Below are 20,176 nucleotides of genomic sequence, written 5' to 3'. Positions count from 1 at the left end.
CCCCCGACGAAGTCGCGGCGCCCCCCGGCACCGGTCGGAGGACACTATCGACCAGGCGCCCGGTTTGTCCTGAGAGCGACCTGAAAGTCGCACACCGCATTTCGGCGGCGACGAGTTGAAGGCCTAAGCGCGAGCGCTGCGGCGCAATCGCGCGACGAGGCCTTCTCCCCCGACCGCGGCGATCACGGCGGGGTCGCCGCAAACGATGAGCCGATCCCGGGCCCGGGAGAGCCCGACGTAGAGCTTCTCCCGGGCCCGCTCGTCCCGTTCGTCACCGCCGAACCCGTTGACCGCGAGGACGACCGCGGCCCGTTCGAGGCCCTTGAACCCGAGGACGTGGCCGTAGAAGACCTGCTCGGCGTCCCAGAACGACTCCCAGTACGTGTCCTGGCCGCGGGCCTGACGCTCCGTCTGTTCAGGGTGCCGGCGGCCGGTGGTGAGCAGCGCGATGTTGGCCGGGGACCAGCCCTCGTCGAGGAGGGACTCGACGGCGTCGTCGGCCATGCCGAGCACGTCGTCGGTGGAGCACTCCAGGAACTCGACCGGTCCACCCGGTCCGCCGCGGTAACGCATCCGCATCGGCGCGAGGGGGCCGAACGACTCCGCGATCGGCACGGTGTTGCGCAGGTTCTCCTCGAGCAGGACGGGAACGAGCGGCACCGGCGGCGTGCCCTGGCGGGCGAAGACGCGCTGGCCGTCGTCGGCGAAGACGTAGAGCCCGCCGTTCTCCTCGTCCCGCAGGCCGGCGAGCAGCGCGGGCCACCAGGTGTCGGCGAAGTCCTGGGCCTCGTCGATGACGAAGGCGTCGAAACGCTCCCCCGGCGGCAGGGCGTAGGCGAGCTCGACCATCTCGGTCGGGAGGCGGTGCTCCCAGAAGTCGCTGTCGTCGTCCGCGCCGTCGGGGCCGCCCCACTTCTTGCCGAGGCCGTGGAAGGTGCCGACGTAGGCGGGCACCTCCTTGCGCTTGAACCCGGCGACACGGCGCTGCAGGAACGCGGCGAGGCCGCGGCTGTAGCAGAGCAGGCCGACGCGTTGCCCTCGGCGCTCAGGCGCCGGGCCTGGTCGACGGCGAGCCAGGTCTTGCCCGAGCCCGCGCCCCCGCGGACCTCGACCCGAGGCAGCGCGCGCAGCGCCTGCAGGATCATCGCCTGCGGCTCGGTGAGCAGGTCGGCCATCGCCTCGCGGTCGGCGGCGACGGCGGCGAGGTCGTGCTGGGGCAGCATCCGCCCGCCGAGGCACTCACGCAGCGCGACGGCATCGGTGTCGGACAGCGGCGGGCGGCCGCTCTCCTGGCGCTCGAGAACGTCCCAGATCAGGCCGGCCGGGTTGGCGTCGGCACTGAGGTCGTCGCGGTCGAGGACCAGGGAGCGCTGGCAGTCCGGGATCGCGAAGCCAGCGTCGACCGCGGAGAACGGGAACGCGACCAGGTGCGCGAACCGGACCCCGCGGCCGGTCCAGCGGGAGTCACGGCCGAGGCAGGCCTGCAGGGCGTACTTGCACCGGCGGGCCTGCTCGACCGGGTCGACCGGCCGCCGGCCCTGCTGGTCCTGCTGCCACCAGGTGTGCCCGTCGTGGCTGATGCTGCCGCCCTTGACCTCGATGACCGCGACCCCGGCGCCCGGCATCGCGACGATCAGGTCGGCCTCGTGGTCACCGGCGTCGTCGGTGAGCCGGAGGTTCGCGACCAGCACGTCGTCCGGACGCAGCGACGCCTTCACCGCCGCCCACACCGCCCGCTCCGCCGCCGAGACGAACCGCGGCTCCGCCGGGACGCAGTGCACCATCCGCCATCACCTCGGCGGTCAGGCTAGTGCCGGGCGGAAGCGCTCGACCTCCTCCCCGAAAGGCCGGTGGAACTGGCGGACCCCCAGGCAGCGTTCCCCAGCGTCGACCAGCCCACCGGCGGGGGAGTTTCGCGCGCACCTACGGCTGGCCGCACTCGCCATCGCGCTCCGGAGACGGGTGATCGTTGTGCAGGCCGTTGAGGCCGCTCAGAGCGATCCCGACAACCTGTTCGGCAACTTCGCCCGCAGCCTCCGTGCCGACCAGCAACGGGTAGAGGAGTTGGAGTCGGGAATCACTGGGGTTGTCCGGCGATTCTCCTCACTGCAGTTGCGCTATCCGAGCTGGATCAAGGTCGAGGCCCTGGCCCCGGGTGCGGTTGACGATCTTGTCCAGGCCGCCTCCGGCTCCGCGAGTCGGAAGCACATGCCCCGACGGCCACTCCGGCGACCGACGTCGCGATCGAGGTCGCTTAACAAGAGGACGGCTAGTTGATTGCGTTCCCCGCGCCCGCGGCCTCACCGGCCCGGACCTCGGCCGGCGCGAAGCTGATCTGCTAATCTCTCCGGCCAGTCGCTTATCAGCTAGTCGGGCCTTCCGCCACTGTGGCCAATCAAACCGCCGCCGCCAGAAGGCGGAGCCCGACAGCAGCTTCCGGGTCGAGCCGGGTTGGGCCAAGGCAGACGACTGTCTCGTCCTCAGCGCGATCCAGCCACAGCCGCTCGCGCACGGGCTTGTCGTCGTGCAACACAACGACCAATCGACCCTCAAACAGATCGAGTTGACCGTCCAGCACTGGCTCGTACACCTCGGTCGGATCATCGACGAGCCGGAACCGATGGTCGGGCAAGGTTGCCGGGGTGAGGTCGAACAGAGGAATGGGGGCGAGGCGGCCCTGCGTTGGCGGTTCGGCGCCGAGCAGGCGGGCTAGGACGTGCGCGGCGGATCCGCGGCGCAGGAGTTCGTGGTGCGGTTCGTTGCCGCGGCTACGCAGGCAGCGATAGCAGCTCGTCTCGGTGCCACACTCACAATCGGCCACGCGACGCAGTGCTCCGCGGAACACCTGCTCCAGTGACCCGGCGATGCGTTGGACATGCCCTGCACCGCCGGGGACGGTGTCGAAAAGCATGAGCGTCGTACCGCCCGACGGTGCGTGATACAGCGTGCCGTCGACGTCGGAACGCGCGATTTCGAGCTGCTCGCACGCGGTCTCGACCAGGGCGTAGAGCATCGAACGGGCCAGTGCCAGATCTTTCACCGGAGCGAGCCCGGGCGGCAGGACGATCTCCAGCATGTCGGTCTCGAACTCGTGGGCAAGCGACTTGTTGCTCATGTTTCCGGTGCAGTCCTGCCCTGTGGCGGGGTGTGTGTGCTTGGCCGAAGCCTTCTCAGTCTGTGGTTGGGCGTAACCGCACCAACCACAGATTGCGAAACCCCGCCCGTTGGGTCCGTCCGACAGCGCGAGCAGGCGACCTCGCACGCCGACCTGGGCGAGGACCGGCCCGCCCGGCAGGGGGAGGGTCACCTCGGTGCGTTCGGCACCAGGGTCCGTGACGTAGGTGTCGCCGTGCCACGCCCGGGTCGGTTTGCGGATGGTCTTGCTCTTGTCCTTGGCGGCGATAAACCCGAAAACAGGGACGGTATAACGACGTGCGGCCCCCCTAGGCTGAGTCTGGCAGGCTGGGCACAGATCGTCGATCCGGTCAATCTGGTGGCGGAAGGCTCCGCACCCCTCGCAGACCGAGTAGTACTTCTCCTCGAGCTCACGTCCGGGCAGCCGGTAGAGGCCGACCGATCGCCACAGGGCGTTCGCGGCGACGATCTCCCCGCCGGGCGCGTACTCGTAAATCGCAGTGCTGAGGTCACGGGACAGCTCGACATGCCGTGCGAGCTCGGCATCGGCGTAGTCCAGGCGCAGTTCGACGGTGTCAGTCGGGAACCCGTACTTCGGCAGCACGTTGCGTCCGGCGAGCACCCCGATGAGATCCTTGCCGGTCACGGTGTTGAGCACCTTCTGCATGCGCGCCGCCAGCGGGAACCTCTTGGCGGCAGCGGCTTCGTCCATCTTCTTGGTGTAGATGTCGACGTCGTGGGCGAACTCGTCGCGGACATCGGCGAGCAGCCTGGTCAGCGGCTCCACCCACGCGTCGGTCTCGACGCCGATGGCCCCGGCGACGGACGAGGGCAGGACGGCGCGCAGGCTGGCGCGAACCGATCCGGGGACCGGGTCGAGGTACTGCGCGACAAGGTCGGCGGGAACGACGCCGGTGTCGTCGGGCAGGAGAAACTCGCCGGCCTTGCGCCAGATGCGGTGGGTGTACTCGAACTGGTGGCGGAAGAACGCGGCCAGCGCGATGGAGTGGGCGTGGCGGCGGTCGATGCGTTCGTTGTCCAGCGGGATGTAGGGGGCGCGGACCTCTCCGGCAATCATCCGGTCGGGTGCGGCGTAGGCGGACAGGTCGTGGGAGCGGCGGGCGGCGTAGGTGAGGACGAGGGCGGCGGAGTCCGCGCGGCGCCCGGCGCGGCCGGCGCGTTGGACGTAGTTGGCGGTGGAGGGCGGCATGTTGCGCAGCACGACGGCCTGCAGCTCGCCGACGTCGACGCCGAGCTCGAAGGTCGTCGAGCAGGACAGGGCGTTGATCTCACCGGCGATGAACTGCTGCTGGATCTCCGCGGCCCGGTCCCCCGTCCACTGCGCCGTGTGTTCCTCGACACGCAGCGGTACGGGGATCATGCCGCGGTAGACGCTGCGGTAGTGGTCGGGGTCGGCCTCGGGCAGGGGCGGTATCCAGCGGTCGAGTCGGCCGGGGCAGTTGTTGGTCGGGCAGACGTCGAGGACGTTGCGTCCGGTGATGCGTCGGCAGGAGTCGCACTCCCACAGCGGGGTGTCGTCGGGTCGTTCGGGGTCGACGACGCGGGCGCGCAGTGCCTCGTGGTTGACCTGGTGGAGCGCACCGAGGGTCTTGTCGGTGGACGGGACGAGCCAGTCGATGCGGCCGGAGGTGAGCAGGCGCCACATGTTCTCGAGCATCGCCTTGGGGTCGTCGGTGCGGCCGAGAGCGGTGAGGACGCGGGTGAGGTAGCTGGCGCGTTGGTTCTGGCCCTTGGTGGGGACCCAGCTGAGGACCTTGCGTGCCGGGTCGGAGCCGTCGAGTCGCGCGTAGATGGGGCCGCGACGGGGGTCGAAGATCTCGTCGCGCGGGTCGACGTCCTCCGGTGTGGAGGTCGCGCCCTGGCGGCGCAGGGTCTGCACGAGGGTCTCGAGCAGGTCCCAGGCCTGATGCTCCGTCAGGCCTAGTGCCAGCAGGGGCGCGGGGACGGGCCAGCCGGGGTCGCGGGCCAGCGACCAAACGAGCATGCCGGTGCCCTCGAGGCTGATGCGCTCGTCCAGTCCGACGACCTCACGTTGCGCCCAGAGCGACAGCTCGCGGCGGCGGTCGCCGGCGCTCTGGTGGCGGGTGAAGACGCCGTTGCGGTCGGCGACCCGCTTGGTGTGGTGGACGAGGTCGCGCAGCACGACCGGTCCGCCGTCCTCGTCGGCGGCCGCGGCGAGGAGGCCCTCGTGCAGCATCCGGCGGCGGGCGAGCCCGGCGTAGGAGTTCTGGAAGTAGGGGGCGAAGTAGGCCGCGGCCTGGCGGCTGTCGCTGAACAGCAGGAGTTTGCGACCGCCTCCGGGACGCTCGGCCTGCGCGGGATCGGGCGCCTCCGGCAGTGCTTGGTAGAGCGCGGTCGCGAGCACGGCGACGGCCGCCTCGTTGCCGGCCTGGAACAGTCGGATCGCGTTGTCGCCGCGGTGGCCGCAGGACATGCAGCGGCGCAGGTTCGCGGGTGGCTTCTTCAGCACCCGGACTCGTACCGGGGGCGCGCCGGCGCAGCCGTTCCCGTCACAGAACGCGTCGCCCGGAGTGAGGCGCCCGCAGTGGGAGCACAGGCTCGCCGGATCGGTGTTCGGGTCCTGGGTGGAGGTGTCGAGGACGGCGTCGTCCTCGTCGTCGGTCTCCTCGCCGGTGTCGAGTGCGAGCCACATGCGTTTCTCGTCGAAGGACCTGCGGGAGCGGAACGTCGGTGCCCCGCCGACGCTCTCCAGCGTCCCGGCGAGGTGGACGGCCCCGCAGCGGGTGCAGGCGGCGAACTCGAAGCAGGCGTCGCCGCATTCCTCGCAGCGTTCGTGCCGGTTGAGGCTGACGTGCGGCCCGCTCGCGCCGAAGCACGCGAAGGCGCCCTCGGTGGCGCGGGCGAACAGGTGGAACCGGGCCGAAAGGACGGGTGTGCCGGCGTCGTCGACCGTGCTGTTGGCGAGGGCGACGAGCGCCGTGGCGTGCGCGGCCGCAGCGGGGTCGGTCGGGAACAGGGCGTCGGCGATCTCGGTGAGCGGCTGGGGCCCGTGGCGAAGCAGGGAGCGGAGGCGACGGACGTTGGCCTCGTCGGCGAGGGCGCGTCCCGGGTCCGTGGCCGGGTGCCCGTTGTCCTTGGCTGCCTGCAGCACTTCGCCGGGGTCGGCGTCGAGCAGGCGGGCGTACTCGGTCGCGGGCAGGGGTCCCCAGGAGGGGCCGTCGGGATCGGCGATGCGTTGCGCGGTGACGACGTCCTGCGCGGCGGGATCGTCGGACCAGACGAACGGCGAGTCGAACAGGTCGGTCGCGAAGCGGACGACCGCGGCGTTGTCACCGCCGACGCTGGCGCTCGTAGCGATGCACTGGAGCGCTCGTTCGCCGCCGACGCGGTCCTTGAGGCGTCGCAGCAGCATCGCGAACTCCGCGCCGCGGGTGCCGTCGTAGCAGTGGGCCTCGTCGACGACGAGGAACTGCCAGTGGCCGTCGTGTTCGCCCTCGAACAGGTCCATGTCCTGGGGGCGGAGCAGGAGGTACTCGAGCATCGCGTAGTTGGTGAGCAACAGGTGCGGCGGCGTGCGCCGCATGACCTCACGGCTGAGGAGCTCGTTGGGCAGTGGGGTCTCGCCGGGGTGCTGAACCGCGAACGCCTCGCGCGCGTCCTTCTCCGAGTTCTTCGTGTCGCCGGTATAGCGGCCGAAGGTGACCTCGGGCAGCGCCGCCAGCAGTGTCCGCAGGCGCTTCATCTGGTCGTTGGCCAGGGCGTTCATTGGGTACAGGAGCAGAGCCCGGACGCCGGGACCGAGCGTTCCGGCGGCGCGTTCGCGCACGAGCCGGTCAAGGATCGGGAGTAGGAAGCTCTCGGTCTTTCCGGAGCCGGTACCGGTGGCGACGACGAGGTTTCTCCCGGCTGCTGCCTTCACAATCGCGGCGTGCTGGTGGCGGTAGAGCGGGCGGTCCAGCGGCAGGACCCTCGCGAGATCAGCGATGTCGGGATGGAGCACGCCGTCGGCGATCAGCTCGCGCAGAGTTGCACCGGGAGAGTACGGCGGGGTGACCTCGAGCAGCGGACCTTTGGTGACGCCCTCCCCGATGGCGGCCGCGATGGCCTGGTCAAGCGCGTACGCGAGACGTGCGTCGCGGGGCGCGAGAAGACCACCGAGGTAGCGGCGATAAGCGGCCTTGATGGCGTCGCTAGTGGTCAGCGGGTCGAGCGATCGAGTCAACGCAGGGCTCCCGCGATAGTCAGTTCGGCCAGGAGTAGGTCACAGGTGACCATCCGGGGGGCGCGACGCGCCAGAGTGGCGTAGGCGTCGAGCTGACCGCGGACGAAGCTCTCCGCACCTCGGTCGCCTCGGGCCGCGAAGCGGCTGGCAAAGGCGAGGCCGATGGACAGCGCCGGGAGAAGGACCCAGGAGTTCGAACGTGTCCACTGCCGTTCCACGTCGGGACAGCGTGCGGCGATCGCGCCGACCGCACCGACCGCACCGACATTGACGCCACTCGCGGCGCGGACCTTCAACGTGCTCGAGGTCGTCGCATCCTTTGCGCGCGCGGCGCGCAGCGCCGCGCCCACCGCGGTGGCGGCCGGCAGGTTTGAGTATTCACCGAGCATCGCCTGCGCGAGTTCACGGATGTGCGGCTCCAGTCCGCGTCGGTCGAGAATCTCCAGACAATTGCGCATCCACGGCGGATGTTCGATAGTCGACGGTGCGGTCTCGACTTGATGGAGCGCCAGGAGGAGCCGCATCTCGCGGACCCTCGCGGGAGCAGCAAGTGCGACAGCAGCAACACTTGGGACATTGCGTACGTCAAATAATTGCCGGGCGGCGATGGCTCGATCTTCGCTCGACAGGAGGCCTTGCGGAACGACTGCGGCGGCCAGCCACATGCTGTGGACCTGCTCCATCGGCAGCTGAGCCAGCATCTCGGCGTTGCCGACGAACGAGCCAATCCGTGTGTGCGGGTCCTCCCTGCCAGCCAGTAGGTCCGCAGCCACGTCGCCCGCGCAGCGTACGACCTGCTCCAGCAGTTCTTCGTCGCCTTCGGCCAGCGAGTGAGCGCTGGCAATGGCGGCCGCCAACGGACTGCGCTGCCAGAGCCGCAACTCGTCCTCGCGTCCAACCCAGGGGTCCGGGGCGAGGAGAGTGAATCCTGCCGCGACCATCGGGCCAACCGCGGTGTCGGGGCGGATGCCGCCGCCCGCGAGGGCCTCAAAGACCTCGGCGGGACCGTGTGAGACCGCCTCGGTCGCAAGCCGTCGGACGTCGGTGCGGGCGAGTTTGCGGACCGCCGGGGCTCGGGCGTAGAGCCGCAACCCCAGGGCGGCGGTGCCGGGCCGTGGGCTGAACGACTCCTCCCCGGCGAGGCAGGCCCGGAGGTGCTCAGCGGGGTCGCCAGCCGTGGGCGGCCGGTAGGCGACTGCTTCGATGAGATAGGTGTTCGCGTTCCCGGGCCACTCCGGCCATTCGGTGGGCACCCAGGGGTCGTCGATGCGCAGATGCACTAAGACCGGTCCGCCGTTCGCGAGGCGGTCAGGAAGCACTGGCGAGCGCAGGTCTTTGGCGATCTGCACCACGTGCGGCTCGGCCCAGGGCGCAAATCCCTGGTAGATGCCCGCCATCAAATCATCCAGAACAACGTCGGCCTCGAGGACGAGTCGGCCGTCGACGATGTCCACCCGACGGGCGAGTCGGCGCGGGTGGCACCGACCGACGGGAAAACGGTTCCCAGCGACTTCGAGCTCCAGGTTGGCGGCGCCGTGAACGGCAACCGTGTCCGTGATCGCGCCGAGGTCGAAGCGGCATACCTCGCCCGAGCCGGCCTGCCCGGCGCGTAGACGTTGACGGTCCGCCCCACCCGCCACGACGACAAGTTGCGCGTCCGTAGCGCGCGGGACGGAAATGTCGATCGAGGCCTCACCAAGGTCCTCGTTGTCGATGGAGACCGGACGGACTTTCCAGGAGCTCCGGCGGCCCCCAATCGTCGTAGCCGCCGCCATATGAGGCGGCGTCACCGTAAACACTTCGGTGCAGTCCGGTCCGGACACGGTGAACTGGCCGCTGGGCTCAGTGCTACGCAGGAACCGATTGGCAGGACGGACGTCGAGTGAACACCCAGCGACTGATGCGGCTCTAACCTCGACTGCGGCCCGGACCAGGCCCTCGTGGGTCAAAGCGCGCCACGCCGGCTCGACCGCGACGGACAGCCCTTCCGCGAGCTCGATCGACCACGTGCGTCCACGGCCCAACGGGCCACGGACGGTGATTTCGTATGGCCCCATCAACGGGCGTGTCAGGCCATCGAAGGCGGCGATCGCGGTCGATTCAGCCACGCGGTGTTCCTGGTTGTAGACCACCTCACCGGTGCCTGGGCGACGGATGCGGATAGTCCAGGAAATCTCACCGCCGGGCTCACCCGGCACATGGATGCGCGGCACACACCCGTACACCGGGGAGTCGTACATCGTGCGGACGCCGGGCAGCGTCTCGGGGAGTTCCAAGCGCGGACGGCGGGCGGCTCGGACCACGCGCCACGGGGCAGCGCCCCACCGCAGCGCAGTCACCGAGGAAAGGTCGACCTGGCGCATCTGCCACCCCGCCCAGCCGCAGGGCGCGTCGACCTCGGCTAGCACGCGGGCGTCGCCCTGGATCTCGAGTGCGGCCTCGGCAGAGTCCGTCAGCTCCGGATGCAGCAACCACACGGGCTCGCTGGGAAGGGACACGGTACGCGGAAGCTCGCGGCCGTCGTCGGTGAAGACCAGCAGCGGTGCTGCGCGGTCCACGACGTCAAGCTCAGTGACGAGTGGGCTGCCGGCCAGCTGGACCTGTACCGACGCGGCGGGTCGGTCGATGACCACGCTCGTGGCGGGGGCAGATTCAGACGCGCCAGCCCAGAGCCCCTTCGATTTCACCTGCAGGGGGATGCCGTCGATCGTGACGAGCCAGACCGCGCGGCCGTCCGGCGCCTCGCCGACCGGTGGCAGCCACGCGAACACTCCGCGGCCGTAGGGCTCGAGCATGAGCCGCGGCCGGTCCGCCGTGTGCGCGTTCCGGATCCGCGGTCCTCGGGTGAGGGCGAGGGCACCGGACTCAGCGAGGCCACGGGCCTGCCCGACGACCCAGCTGGGGAGATGAAGGCCGGTACCGTCGAACTCCGGCTCATAAAGCCGGTCGAGTAGGTCCAGCACACGGTCCAGGTACTCCTCGGCGAACTCACCGCCGTCGCGGATAAAACGCGCGACCGGCTTGTCCACATCGCTGAGCCGTGACTCACGGCCGGGCGCGGTGGCCCAGGCGTGGAGGTCGGCCGCGGTGATCTCGGGGTCGACTTCTTGACGCGACGCCAGAAGTCGCAGAAGGTCTTTGAGGCAATAGCTCGGCACGCCCGCGTGCATGAGGATCTCGGAGACGAAGCGCTGCGGGCCCCTGAACCGGGCGAGGCGGAAACGATCGAGATTGTCGAGAAAGGCCTGGCCCCACCGCGCCTGATCGGCCTGGCCCAAAGTAACTCCAACGGCCTCGCGTACAGCGGTCCAGTAATTCCCGCTCTCGTATCCGAAACGGGCGATGCCGGCCATACCGGTCAACAACACCGCCGGATACTTGGTCTTGAGCCAGCGGTTCTTGTCTTCGTCGTAGCTGTCCTCGTAGATGCGGCCAAGGGCACGTAGCGCGTCACGGACCTGTTTCTCGTCGGGGTCAATCTCCGCGACCAATGAGGCGCCGCGTAGATCTGTGCGCCACCGCGGCTCGAGCATGTCCAGTACTTCCCTCGGCCGCACTACGCCTCCCCAAGATCTCAACGTCTCACGCTAAACAGCGGCTCCGTTCGGGCGGCATCGGTTTGTCGGCCGAGGATGGTCGGCCGTTCGGCGGATGGGCAGCACATAGCACACAGCACTGATCGAACTCGTACTACTTCCGGTCCGCCCCACAGGTGCCGGCCAGTTCGGAGCTCAGCCCACAACGCGCACCCCGCCGGCTCAAATCCGCTGCCGGAGTCTGCCACTGCCGCGCAAACCGTTCCTTCTCGTGGACTGATTCCCACGGACTAGGGTGACGGTCAAGAAACAGCGGTAGTCGGCAGTAAGTTGCTCGGGCTACCACTGGTGGTGATGAGCAGTTCGTCCCGAGCCCTCGTCATGGCCACGTAGAGCAACGACCGCTCGCGAGCGAGTACGTCCATGCGGTCGGCGTCGGTCAGACCCTTGAGCAGGTACTCAGCCGGGAGCAGGTCCGCGTTGGCGCCGGCGATGAGGACCCGCGAGAACTCCATGCCCTTCGCGCGATGCATCGTCATCACCAGCGGCCGGCCGGGGCGCGGGGCGCCCTGTTCGACGACGCGGACCGCCACGCCACGGTCGTCCAGGCCCCGCGCGAGCTGCGTCGCTTGGTGGGAGTCGCGGACCAGCAACCCGATTGCCTCCGGCTCGACACCAGCCGCCAGCCAACGGCTCACTTCCTCAGCCGCCTTATCGAGTTCAGCCGTCAGGCTGGGGCACGGGATGATCCGCGGCGCCGGACCGCTGCGCGCCGAGCGATAATCAGCAACCTCCGGCTCGCCCTCGAGGTCGACGAAGGCGGCACCGCTCAGCGCCCCCACGGCGTACCGCAGGTTCTCGGCCGTCGTGCGGTAGTTCAACCGGAGCCGCTGCGAGCGGCCCACGATCTGGATGCCGTAGCGGCCGAGCACCACCGACTGGCCGTAGATGCGTTGATGGGCGTCCTCGGCGATGAACAGGTCATTGGGACCGGGCGCGACGAGGGCACGGAGGAACTGCCAGTGAGCGGGCGTCAGATCCTGACCCTCGTCCACCAGGACGTGATCGACACGCGGAGTACCCGACTGGCCGGCCGTCCGGTCGAGATGCGCGGCGGCGACCGCCGGGACCTCGGCGAAATCGATGCTTCCTTCGATGGACGCCCCGCTCCGATAGGCCTCGATCGCCGCCCACACAGCGATCCGCTTCTTCCGGTCCAACGCCACGCCACGGCCGGGGCGGCGTGCGGTGAGGTACTCGTCGCGGGTCGTGATGCGTCCAGGCAGCACGACCATCGCGTACTCCGCGCTCAGGAAAGCGGCGCTGCTCAGCTCGTCGGGCAACTCGGGCACCGTCGCGGCGGCCTGCGCCCAGGCGTTCTGCGCTGTCCGGCCGCTGATCACCGGTGACCGCACACCGAGGACGGACTCCAGATCCATCGCGAGGTCTTTCGCGCCCACGAGCACGGCGCGGGCGGCGGCGTCGATGCCCGTCACGTACACGCCCGAATCACCAAGCTTCGACGCCCGCGGCAGGGTCGGGTCGAGCCGCTGGAGTGCGTGGTCCATTGCCTCGGCGAGGGTGCGGGTGTAGGTCGTGAGCAGGATCCGGGCCGCCGGGTTCTGCCGAGCCAGATGCCGCGCCCGGTGCACGAGGACGACAGTCTTCCCGGTGCCGGCGCCGCCGGAGAGGCGGAACGGCCCGTTGTAGGACTGGCTCGCGTACTTGCGCTGCTCGGGGTGGAGGAACACGCGCCACGCAGCGAAATCGCCGTCCTCCAGCGCCCTCCGCAGTTCCTCGTTGTCCTCGATGAGCGCGAACTGGAGCCTCGCCGCCGGATGCTGCAGCGCCGCGATGAGCGCGTCGTCCTCCTGCTCGGGCGTGGCCGGTTCAGGATGCGGCTCCACCGGGGTGTCGAGACCGAGCGTGGCCTTGACCGTCCACAACGGAGTGCCACTCGCGAGGTCGATCAGCGCCAGACCCTGCCACTGCACCGCCGTCTCGGCGAGGACCAACATCTCGTCCTCGGAGGTCGCCGCCAGCGCGGCGCGGGCGAGGTCGGGGTCGATGCCGAGATCCTCGACGAGAGACTGCAGATCGAATCCACGCGACCCGAGCAGGGACGGCGGGGCTTCGGCCTTCGGCGCCTGAATCGGCCGCGCGGGGGCGGCCGCCGGGACTGCGCCGTCCGTCGCGGTGATGAGCTCGGCGATGCCGTTGACCGGATTGACGGACAGCCGCGATTTACGCGCGATGGCGATGGCTTCGTCGTGCGGCCAGACGCCGATGTAGATGTAGTGGGCGTCCTTGCCGTGGCCTTGCAGCTTGAACAGCACGGCGCGCCAGAAGTCGTTGACCCGGCCGGTGCGAACTCTCTCGTCGATGCATCCGGCGATGGGTTCGATGTGGAGGCCGGCGAGGCTGTCGTCGGTCGAGAGCTTCTCGAGGAAGGCGAAGGCCTGCTTCTTCACCGACGTGTCCACGTCGCCGCCCTTGCTGGGCGCCATCACGATCTGCGGCATGAGTTATCGCTTTCCGTCATCGTCGGGCGAGAGCCGAGGGGGCGGATCGCCGTCCGTGCGCCACACGGTCCAGCGGTGCTTCTCGAGGTCGGCCAGGTCTTCCTCGCTCATGCCCGCGTCGGACACCACTCGCTGGGCCGGCCACGCGAGGCCGAGGGCGATCCCGTCGTCGGTCTCCAAGCCCTGCTCGGGAACGGTTATGCGCGGGTCCGAGGCCATCCGCAGGATCGCGTCGCGCTCGGCGTCAGTGGCGCTGTCGTACAGGTTCTTCCACGGTGGCGGGATCGTGACGGTCAGCGTCGTGGTCGTCTCGGTGGCGGGTTCAGCTCCGCTTTCGAGCAGCGTGCGTGTGGTGATGTGCGCGGGCGGGGTGCGGAGGTTGAGCAGATTGCTCAACCGGAGCCACTCCCGCCAGGCCTCCTTGGCGCCGTCTGCGCCGAGCTGATGCGTGCGGTCGTCGAGGCTCAGAACGACCGAGGCTGCGCTCGGATCCCCGTCGGCGGTCGCGGCGAGGGCGACCGTGTTTTGGGACCACACCCACGAGTTGTCGACGTCCCGCACCGCCGGTGCCGTGAACGCGTCGTACTCGACGACGACTCCCCCGACGACCAGGTCGGCGCCGGTACGAGACCGGCCGGCGAGGAACCACGGGACCCAGGACGCCAACCGGCTCAGGTCATCCGGGCGCGGGTTCTGGATCCAACCCAGCATGAGATCGATGGGATTGCCGAGGGCCCAACTGAGGGACGTGGAGTTCAGCGCACCCGACGACATCGCCATGAGTTCGCCCTGCATCGTCGGTTCCCACCACGGCGGCGGCTCGGGCGTTGTACCCGTCCGGGCGGTCTCGATGTCCGGCGCGGTGACGGCGAGGACGACGCGGCCGCTGTCCCGGAGCGTGGCGCGTTTGATCGCGTCGTCGGCCACGCGCGGGTGGGACGGGCTGGCGTGGTACTTCCAGCCGTCGGTGAAGACCACGAGGTCCGGGACGCCCTGCCCGCGGAGGACGAAGTCGGGCTTGGAGCCGAGCATGTTCTGCTGCGGTTCGAGGGTCCAGACCCGGCCTCCGCCGAGGGTGATGGTCAGCTTGTTGCCCTCGGAGGTGGGCTGTTCCCTGACGGTGGCGCCCATGGACTTCAACCGATCGAGCAGGACCTGACGGAACCGCTTTTCCAGCCAGGACTCCGGATCCTGCTCCACATGGGCGGTCTCGGTGCACGTCCAGCTCATCGCCTCGGGCGGTTCGCCCTCGCCGTCGGCGGTCAGGATCTCCCGCAGGTGCCGCTCAGCCGCGGCCCGCGAGGTGAGCCGGACCAGGTGCGGCGCGGCGAACGGCAACAGACAGCGGTGGCACGCGAGGCGTTCTTCGTGCTGGCACGCGCAGTCCCGCAGCAGTTCCCACGCACGCCGGAGGATCGTCCAGACCGCGGCGGGTTCGGCGAGTTCGGCGAGGTACCCGGTGCCGCCGGGGACGACGTCGTGGAGCAGCAGCGCCTTCGGGTTCGCGGCGTCGTTCTGCGCGGTGGGGTCGACGATCACCTCGAGCTGGAGGTGGTCGGGCGCCCCGCCGAGGCGTTCGCGCAGGCCGAGCAGCAGCGCGGCGGAGAGGCTCGGTAGGGCGAAGGTGTCGCCGAGGGTCACCGAGTAGGGCAGGCGCACGACGAGGCCCTCGGTGCGCAGCGTCCGGGACAGCGCAACAGTGCGGACGCGTTCTTCGGCGAGCTTCCGGTTGGGGCACCAGGGCCGGTGTTCGTGCGGCATGTTCACGCCACTGCCCGTGTCCAGTTGGCCGCAGGCCGCGCACACCCGGAAGAGGGCGGGCGCCAGGACCGCGCCGGCGATGTCGCGTTGCGGGCCCCTCGCGCCGGCCGGTCCGAGGTTGAGCCAGCGGATGGTCAGGTCGCGCAGGTGTTTGGCGCCGAAGCCGTAGTTCTCGACGTACCACTCGCGGGTGATGCGGTCGCGGTCGATGTCGGCCGCGACCTGGATGGTGTAGACGCCGCGGTCGCGCTCGTCGCGTTCGTCGGTGATGGCGGCGTCGTCGCGACGCATCGCGGAGTAGACCTGCTCGAGTTCGACGACGTCGATGCGCTGGTTGACATCCGCGATGCCGGGGCTCGCGCACCGCGGGCACGTGGCGACCGGACCCTCGATGGCCAGGTCGCGCGCGTAACCGCACTCGGCGCAATGGATCCAGGTCCGCACGGCCTGGGCGTCGTGGCCAAGTTCGATGGCGTCGACCTTGATGCGGCTCCCGCCCGCGTAGAAGGTGGCGCCGGGAGCGAACTCGCGCAGCGCCATCGCGCCGCCGCGCCGGTAGCGGTGGGAATCCGTGCGGTAGTCGCCACTCTCGGGGTCGACGTAGGACAGCGCGACGTCCAGTTCGACGCCGTCGCCGAGCAGGGTGTAGTTGGGCAGCAGCCCGTGCTCCTCGAGCACTCCGATCCAGTACTCCCCGCGCAGGTCAGCAAGCTGACTGTCCGTCAGACGCAGTGCGGCCTTGGCACTGCGGTAGGCCTGGACGTCCTCCTCGGAGGCGCCGGGAGCCTTCTGCGGGCGGCCCTCGGAGTCGAGGACCTCGGCGCGCTGTTGGAGGTCGGGCAGCGAGGCGTGAATGGCCTTGCGCCGGTGCTCGAGGGTCTCCACGGTGGTGGCCCACCGCTGCGAGGCGTGGTGCAGCCGTTGGGCCAGCGCGCTACTGCCCACCGGCCCGCCGGAGGGCCGCGTGGCCCACTCGCGCAGCCGGTCCCGCGCCGAGTCGGCGAGCCCGTCGAAGGTGCCGAGGAAGGCGTCGAGCAGCTCGGTGGATCGGGTCTCCGCGAGGTCGATGAGCGAGCCGAGGTAGCTGCCCTCGCCCGTGCTTCCGATGGCCTCCTTGGCGGTGGCCGGGTGGACACCGTTCGGGTCGCGGGCGATGACGTCGGCGATCGAGGCGATGTACTGGCGGCGCAGGATCTCCTCGGCGTCCAGGTAGGTGGCGGGCGGGCGGACGTCGCCGTTGATGACGGAGAGGGGATCGCCGAGCCGGGGCAGTTGGTCGCCACGGCCGGTGACGAAGGACAGGCACAGCGCGTTACCGGTGAGACGACCCGCGCGCCCGACCCGCTGGAGGTAGGAGGCGACGCTGCGGGGCAGGCCGGCGAGCATCACGGCGGACAGGTCCCCGATGTCGATGCCCATCTCCAGCGTCGGGGTGGCCACGAGGACATTGGGTGCCTGCGGTTCGGCGTGGGCGGACCTGAACGAGTCCTCGTAGGCGCGGCGGTCCTCGTCGGGCAGCAGGCTGGTGTGCTCGCGCGCGACGACGCGCCGCATGTCCGCGGAGGCGTAGAGGCGCCGATAGAAGTTGTCGGCCCGCGCGGCCGGCGTCAGCGTTCCCTTGCACCGCGCGACAAGGCAGGGGGCGCCGTCGAGTTGGGCGACCACGGTGGGGCTGGCCGGGGTGTCCGCCTGGCAGGTCGGGCAGAGCAGTTCGTGGCGTTTGCCGGCGAGGTCGGCGAGCGGCACCTCGGCGACGACGATCGACGAGGCGGGCAGCTGGTAGATCTGGGCGCCGGACTTGGAGGTGACGGCGGTGATGACGTCGGCCTGCGCGAGGCGTTGGAACAGCAGCCGCGCGAGCTTCGAGCCGTTCTGCGGGTCCAGGCCGAGGCATTTCGCGGTCCACAGCGCGTACCAGCTCTGGGTGGCGGTGACCGGGTCGAGGTCGCTGCGTTTGTCGTTGACTCCCCCGACGCGCGGATAGCCGGGCGCGGGCCGGCCTGCGGGGAACGCGGGCATGCCCTCGGCGCGGGGCCGACCACCCCAGATGGAGAAGCGGGCGCCGTCCTCCTGCTGGTAGCGGTGGAACCACTTGTGCTCGATGGCGCCGCGTTCGCGCATGCGCTCGAGCACGCCGCGGACCCAGGCGGTGCGTCGGGCAGCGTCGGGGCCCTCGATCAGGTCGAGCGTGCCGAGCCCGCCGGCCTCCTCGATGGCCTGGTCGGCGGCACGCAGCAGTGCGGCGGGGCCGACGGCCACCTCGGCGGCGACGCTCCCGGTGCGTTCGAGGGTGCGCCCGGTGCGGGACTGCAGCCCGAACTCCAGTGTCGCGTCGAGCAGCAGGCGCAGTTTGACGCGGTTGCGGACACCGGTGGGGACCTCGCGCAGTTTGGCGCGCTTCCAGAACGGTTCGAACTGTTCCTTGTCCGCGAGGTCGGGCGGGACGATGCGGTACCGGCGGTGCCGGTCGTCGCCGGCGTTGGCGATGACCTGGTCGACGAGGGCTTGCAGGTCGATCGGTTCACGGCCGACGGCTTCGCGCAGCACGGCGCGCAGGGTGAGGCTGTAGGAGCGGGTCTGCACGAACCCGGCGCGGTGGGCGGCGTCCTGGACGCTGTCGGTGAAGACGAGTGCCTTCTTCTCGCGTTCGTCGAGGTTCTCGGTCCCGAACAGGGTGGACAGCGTGACGGACAGCAGGGTGGCGATGGCCGAACCGAGCCACCGGATCGCGTCCTTCTGCCCGCAGGCGGGGCAGGTGTCGTCGATGGATCGGTCGCCGGCGTCGTCGCCGGTGTGGGTGAGGACCGGCAGCACGGAGCCGCCGCGGAAGTCGGCGGTGTTGCTGGGTGGGTGAGGAAGCAGTTGTCGTTCGCGGACGGCGAGCCACCGCAGGCCGGGCACGAGCCGAGGTTCGGGTTGCCCGGCGGCCTCGGCGATCACGGCGTCGCCTTCGGTGGGGGCGTGCAGCAGCGGACGGTAGCGGGCGTCGCGGGCGAGTTTGCGGCGGCGGATCTGTTCGTCGGCGCCGTCGAGGTCATGGCCGGTGGGGGCGAGGACGACGCCCCACCCGGAGCGGCCGCAGTGGCGGCAGAACAGCGCGGGGAGCGCGAGGCCGGTGTCCGCCGTCGGCTCGTCCGCGTGGTCGGCGTGCTCGCCGTCGTCGGCCCATCGGTAGCGCGGGACCGCGGAGACGGAGCGGTCGATGCGGGTGAGTTCGCGGACCCAGAGGTGCAGGTCGACGTTGGCGGCGGCGCGACCGACCTTCGCGCGGACGTGGCTGAACGCCGCGAGCAGCGCGACGAGGAACTCCTCGGCGCCGTCGGCGTGGTCGGCGAACAGGGTGACCGCGAGGTCGCGCAGCGGGACGGCCTCGCGGGCTGCCTCCAGCAGGCGCGGGGTGAGCGGGTGCGCCTTGAGCAGGTCGAGCGCACGGTCGGCGTCGAGGTCGTCCGTCTCGGCGGGGTCGAGGGCGTACAGGGCGCCGAGGACCTGCCGGCACAGCGCGGCGCCGTCGGTGCGGCCGAGGTCGGCGAACCCGAACCAGTCGACGCCGGTGGCCGCGGCGAGGTTGACCGGGGTGTACCCGTCGGCGGCCACCCGGGCGGGGGCATCGCCGATCCACTCGTCGACGCCGAGGCGGGTCTCGGTGACGACCGCGTCGGCGGGGAACGGTTCGCCGAAGACGGTGGCGGCGAACTCGAGCATGGTGGCGGGGTCGCCGCCGTCGCCGAGGGTCGCGGAGGTGGCGACGGGGGTGATGCGGCCGAGCGGCCGGGCCCAGTCGTCGGGGGTGAACTGCGGGTCGTCGGCGGCCCAGTGGCTCTTGAGGGCGAGGCCCAGGCGGCGGAGCAGCATGGCGACGTCGGTGCCCTGGGCGCCGTCGTAGGTATGGAACTCGTCGAGGACGAGGTACTGGAGGCTGTGGGCGCTCTTGGCCCACAGGTCCGCGTCGGCCCGGCGCAGCAGGAGCTGGTCGAGCATCTTGTAGTTGGTGAGCAGGATGTCGGGTGGGTCGCTGCGGATGACGGCCCGGTCGGTGATGAGCCCGTCGGCGGTGACCTTGGTGCGCAGCTTGCCCTTCTCGCCGGTGTAGAGGGCGGCGGTCACTCCCCCGAGGCCGGGGTCGTTCACGAGCAGCTTGGTGAGGCGGCCGGCCTGGTCGTTGGCGAGGGCGTTCATCGGGTACAGCACGATGGCCTTGGTGCCGGTGATGCCGGCCCGTTTGGCGCGCAGCGCGTGGTCGAGGATCGGGTGCAGGAACGCCTCGGTCTTGCCCGACCCGGTGCCGGTGGTGACCAGCGTCGGCTGCGGCCGCCGCTCCGGCCCGAACAGGGCTGCGCTGCTCAGCCGGGCGTAGGCCGCGGCCTGGTGCCCGTAGGGCGGCGGGGCGCCTTCCGGGAACCAGTCGAGGACGTCCCGCCAGCCCTCGGCCGCGGGGCGGAACGGTAGCCGCAGCCGGACGTACGGGCCCTTGAACAGGCCATTGGCCGGGTCGCCGAGGAACTCGGCGAGCGCCCGGCGGGCGTCCTCGTCCGTGAGGGCGAAGGTGGTGGTCAGGTAATCGGTCAGGCTGTCTCGAATCGCCCCTGCTTGAACACTCGGCAAGAGCTCTGGCACCGGGCGCCTCCTCACGCCGTACTCGACCACGCCGTTGCGCGGCAGTCTGATCAGAGGCTATCGGCGCGCACGTTGCGCGGGGTTGAGGTGCGCCCGCTGCGCCTGAACCCACGATGCCCCGGCGCACGCGCGCGGAGAAGTGTCAGAAGGTGTCCGTAACCTCGGTCGGAATCGCATCGGCTGGCGGGAACGAGGTGGAAGGTGCACAGCGAACCCGATCCAGGCATCGGTGTTGAGCTCATCATTGGCGTGGTCAGAGACATCGGCGTCCCCAGCGAGACGGTCCGCCAGAGCCTCGAAGGTCAGTTGCGGTCGTTCGGCTACGACGTGCAGACGATTTGAATCGCCCCGGGTTTGATGGAGACTCCGTTAGCTGGTTCCGGTTCCTGCGAGCTGGTTGA

The 20,176-nt window shown here is 70.3% G+C and carries 5 protein-coding genes and 1 pseudogene; 1 reads left to right on the top strand and 5 read right to left on the bottom strand.

All coding sequences use genetic code 11. The annotated features are described in order from the left end of the window. Nucleotides 1-123 precede the first annotated feature (123 nt). The 5 genes and pseudogenes from ABD401_RS18005 to ABD401_RS17985 all read right to left on the bottom strand — a co-directional run bounded on the left by ABD401_RS18005 (nucleotide 124) and on the right by ABD401_RS17985 (nucleotide 19,775). Nucleotides 124-1,784 (bottom strand): annotated as a pseudogene (locus ABD401_RS18005) (nuclease-related domain-containing DEAD/DEAH box helicase). 611 nt (nucleotides 1,785-2,395) lie between these two features. After that, complete coding sequence (locus tag ABD401_RS18000; RefSeq protein ID WP_344607257.1) at nucleotides 2,396-7,339, bottom strand: DEAD/DEAH box helicase; 4,944 nt, start codon at nucleotides 7,337-7,339, stop codon at nucleotides 2,396-2,398. Continuing rightward, entirely contained in the window at nucleotides 7,336-10,872 is a 3,537-nt protein-coding gene (locus ABD401_RS17995) for a hypothetical protein (RefSeq protein ID WP_344607255.1), read from the bottom strand. Before ABD401_RS17995 ends, ABD401_RS18000 begins: the two co-directional genes overlap by 4 nt. 305 nt (nucleotides 10,873-11,177) lie before the next feature. Continuing rightward, complete coding sequence (locus ABD401_RS17990; RefSeq protein ID WP_344607253.1) at nucleotides 11,178-13,397, bottom strand: 3'-5' exonuclease; 2,220 nt, start codon at nucleotides 13,395-13,397, stop codon at nucleotides 11,178-11,180. 3 nt (nucleotides 13,398-13,400) lie between these two features. Continuing rightward, on the bottom strand, nucleotides 13,401-19,775 hold the full coding sequence (locus ABD401_RS17985; protein ID WP_344607251.1) for a DEAD/DEAH box helicase: 6,375 nt from the start codon (nucleotides 19,773-19,775) through the stop codon (nucleotides 13,401-13,403). Between the two features lie 201 nt (nucleotides 19,776-19,976). Between ABD401_RS17985 and ABD401_RS17980 the strand changes: the two genes are divergently transcribed. After that, on the top strand, nucleotides 19,977-20,117 hold the full coding sequence (locus tag ABD401_RS17980; protein WP_344607249.1) for a hypothetical protein: 141 nt from the start codon (nucleotides 19,977-19,979) through the stop codon (nucleotides 20,115-20,117). Nucleotides 20,118-20,176 lie beyond the last annotated feature (59 nt).

The sequence above is a fragment of the Sporichthya brevicatena genome (genome assembly GCF_039525035.1).
Taxonomy (GTDB): domain Bacteria; phylum Actinomycetota; class Actinomycetes; order Sporichthyales; family Sporichthyaceae; genus Sporichthya; species Sporichthya brevicatena.
Note: the sequence above shows the minus strand (reverse complement) of the source record. Positions and strands in the feature narration are given on the sequence as shown.

What these genes read in the sequence shown, in the direction of transcription:
- ABD401_RS17990 (WP_344607253.1), bottom strand. Translation starts at nt 13,397, where the DNA reads ATGCCGCAGATCGTGATGGCGCCCAGCAAGGGCGGCGACGTGGACACG.
- ABD401_RS17995 (WP_344607255.1), bottom strand. Translation starts at nt 10,872, where the DNA reads ATGCTCGAGCCGCGGTGGCGCACAGATCTACGCGGCGCCTCATTGGTC.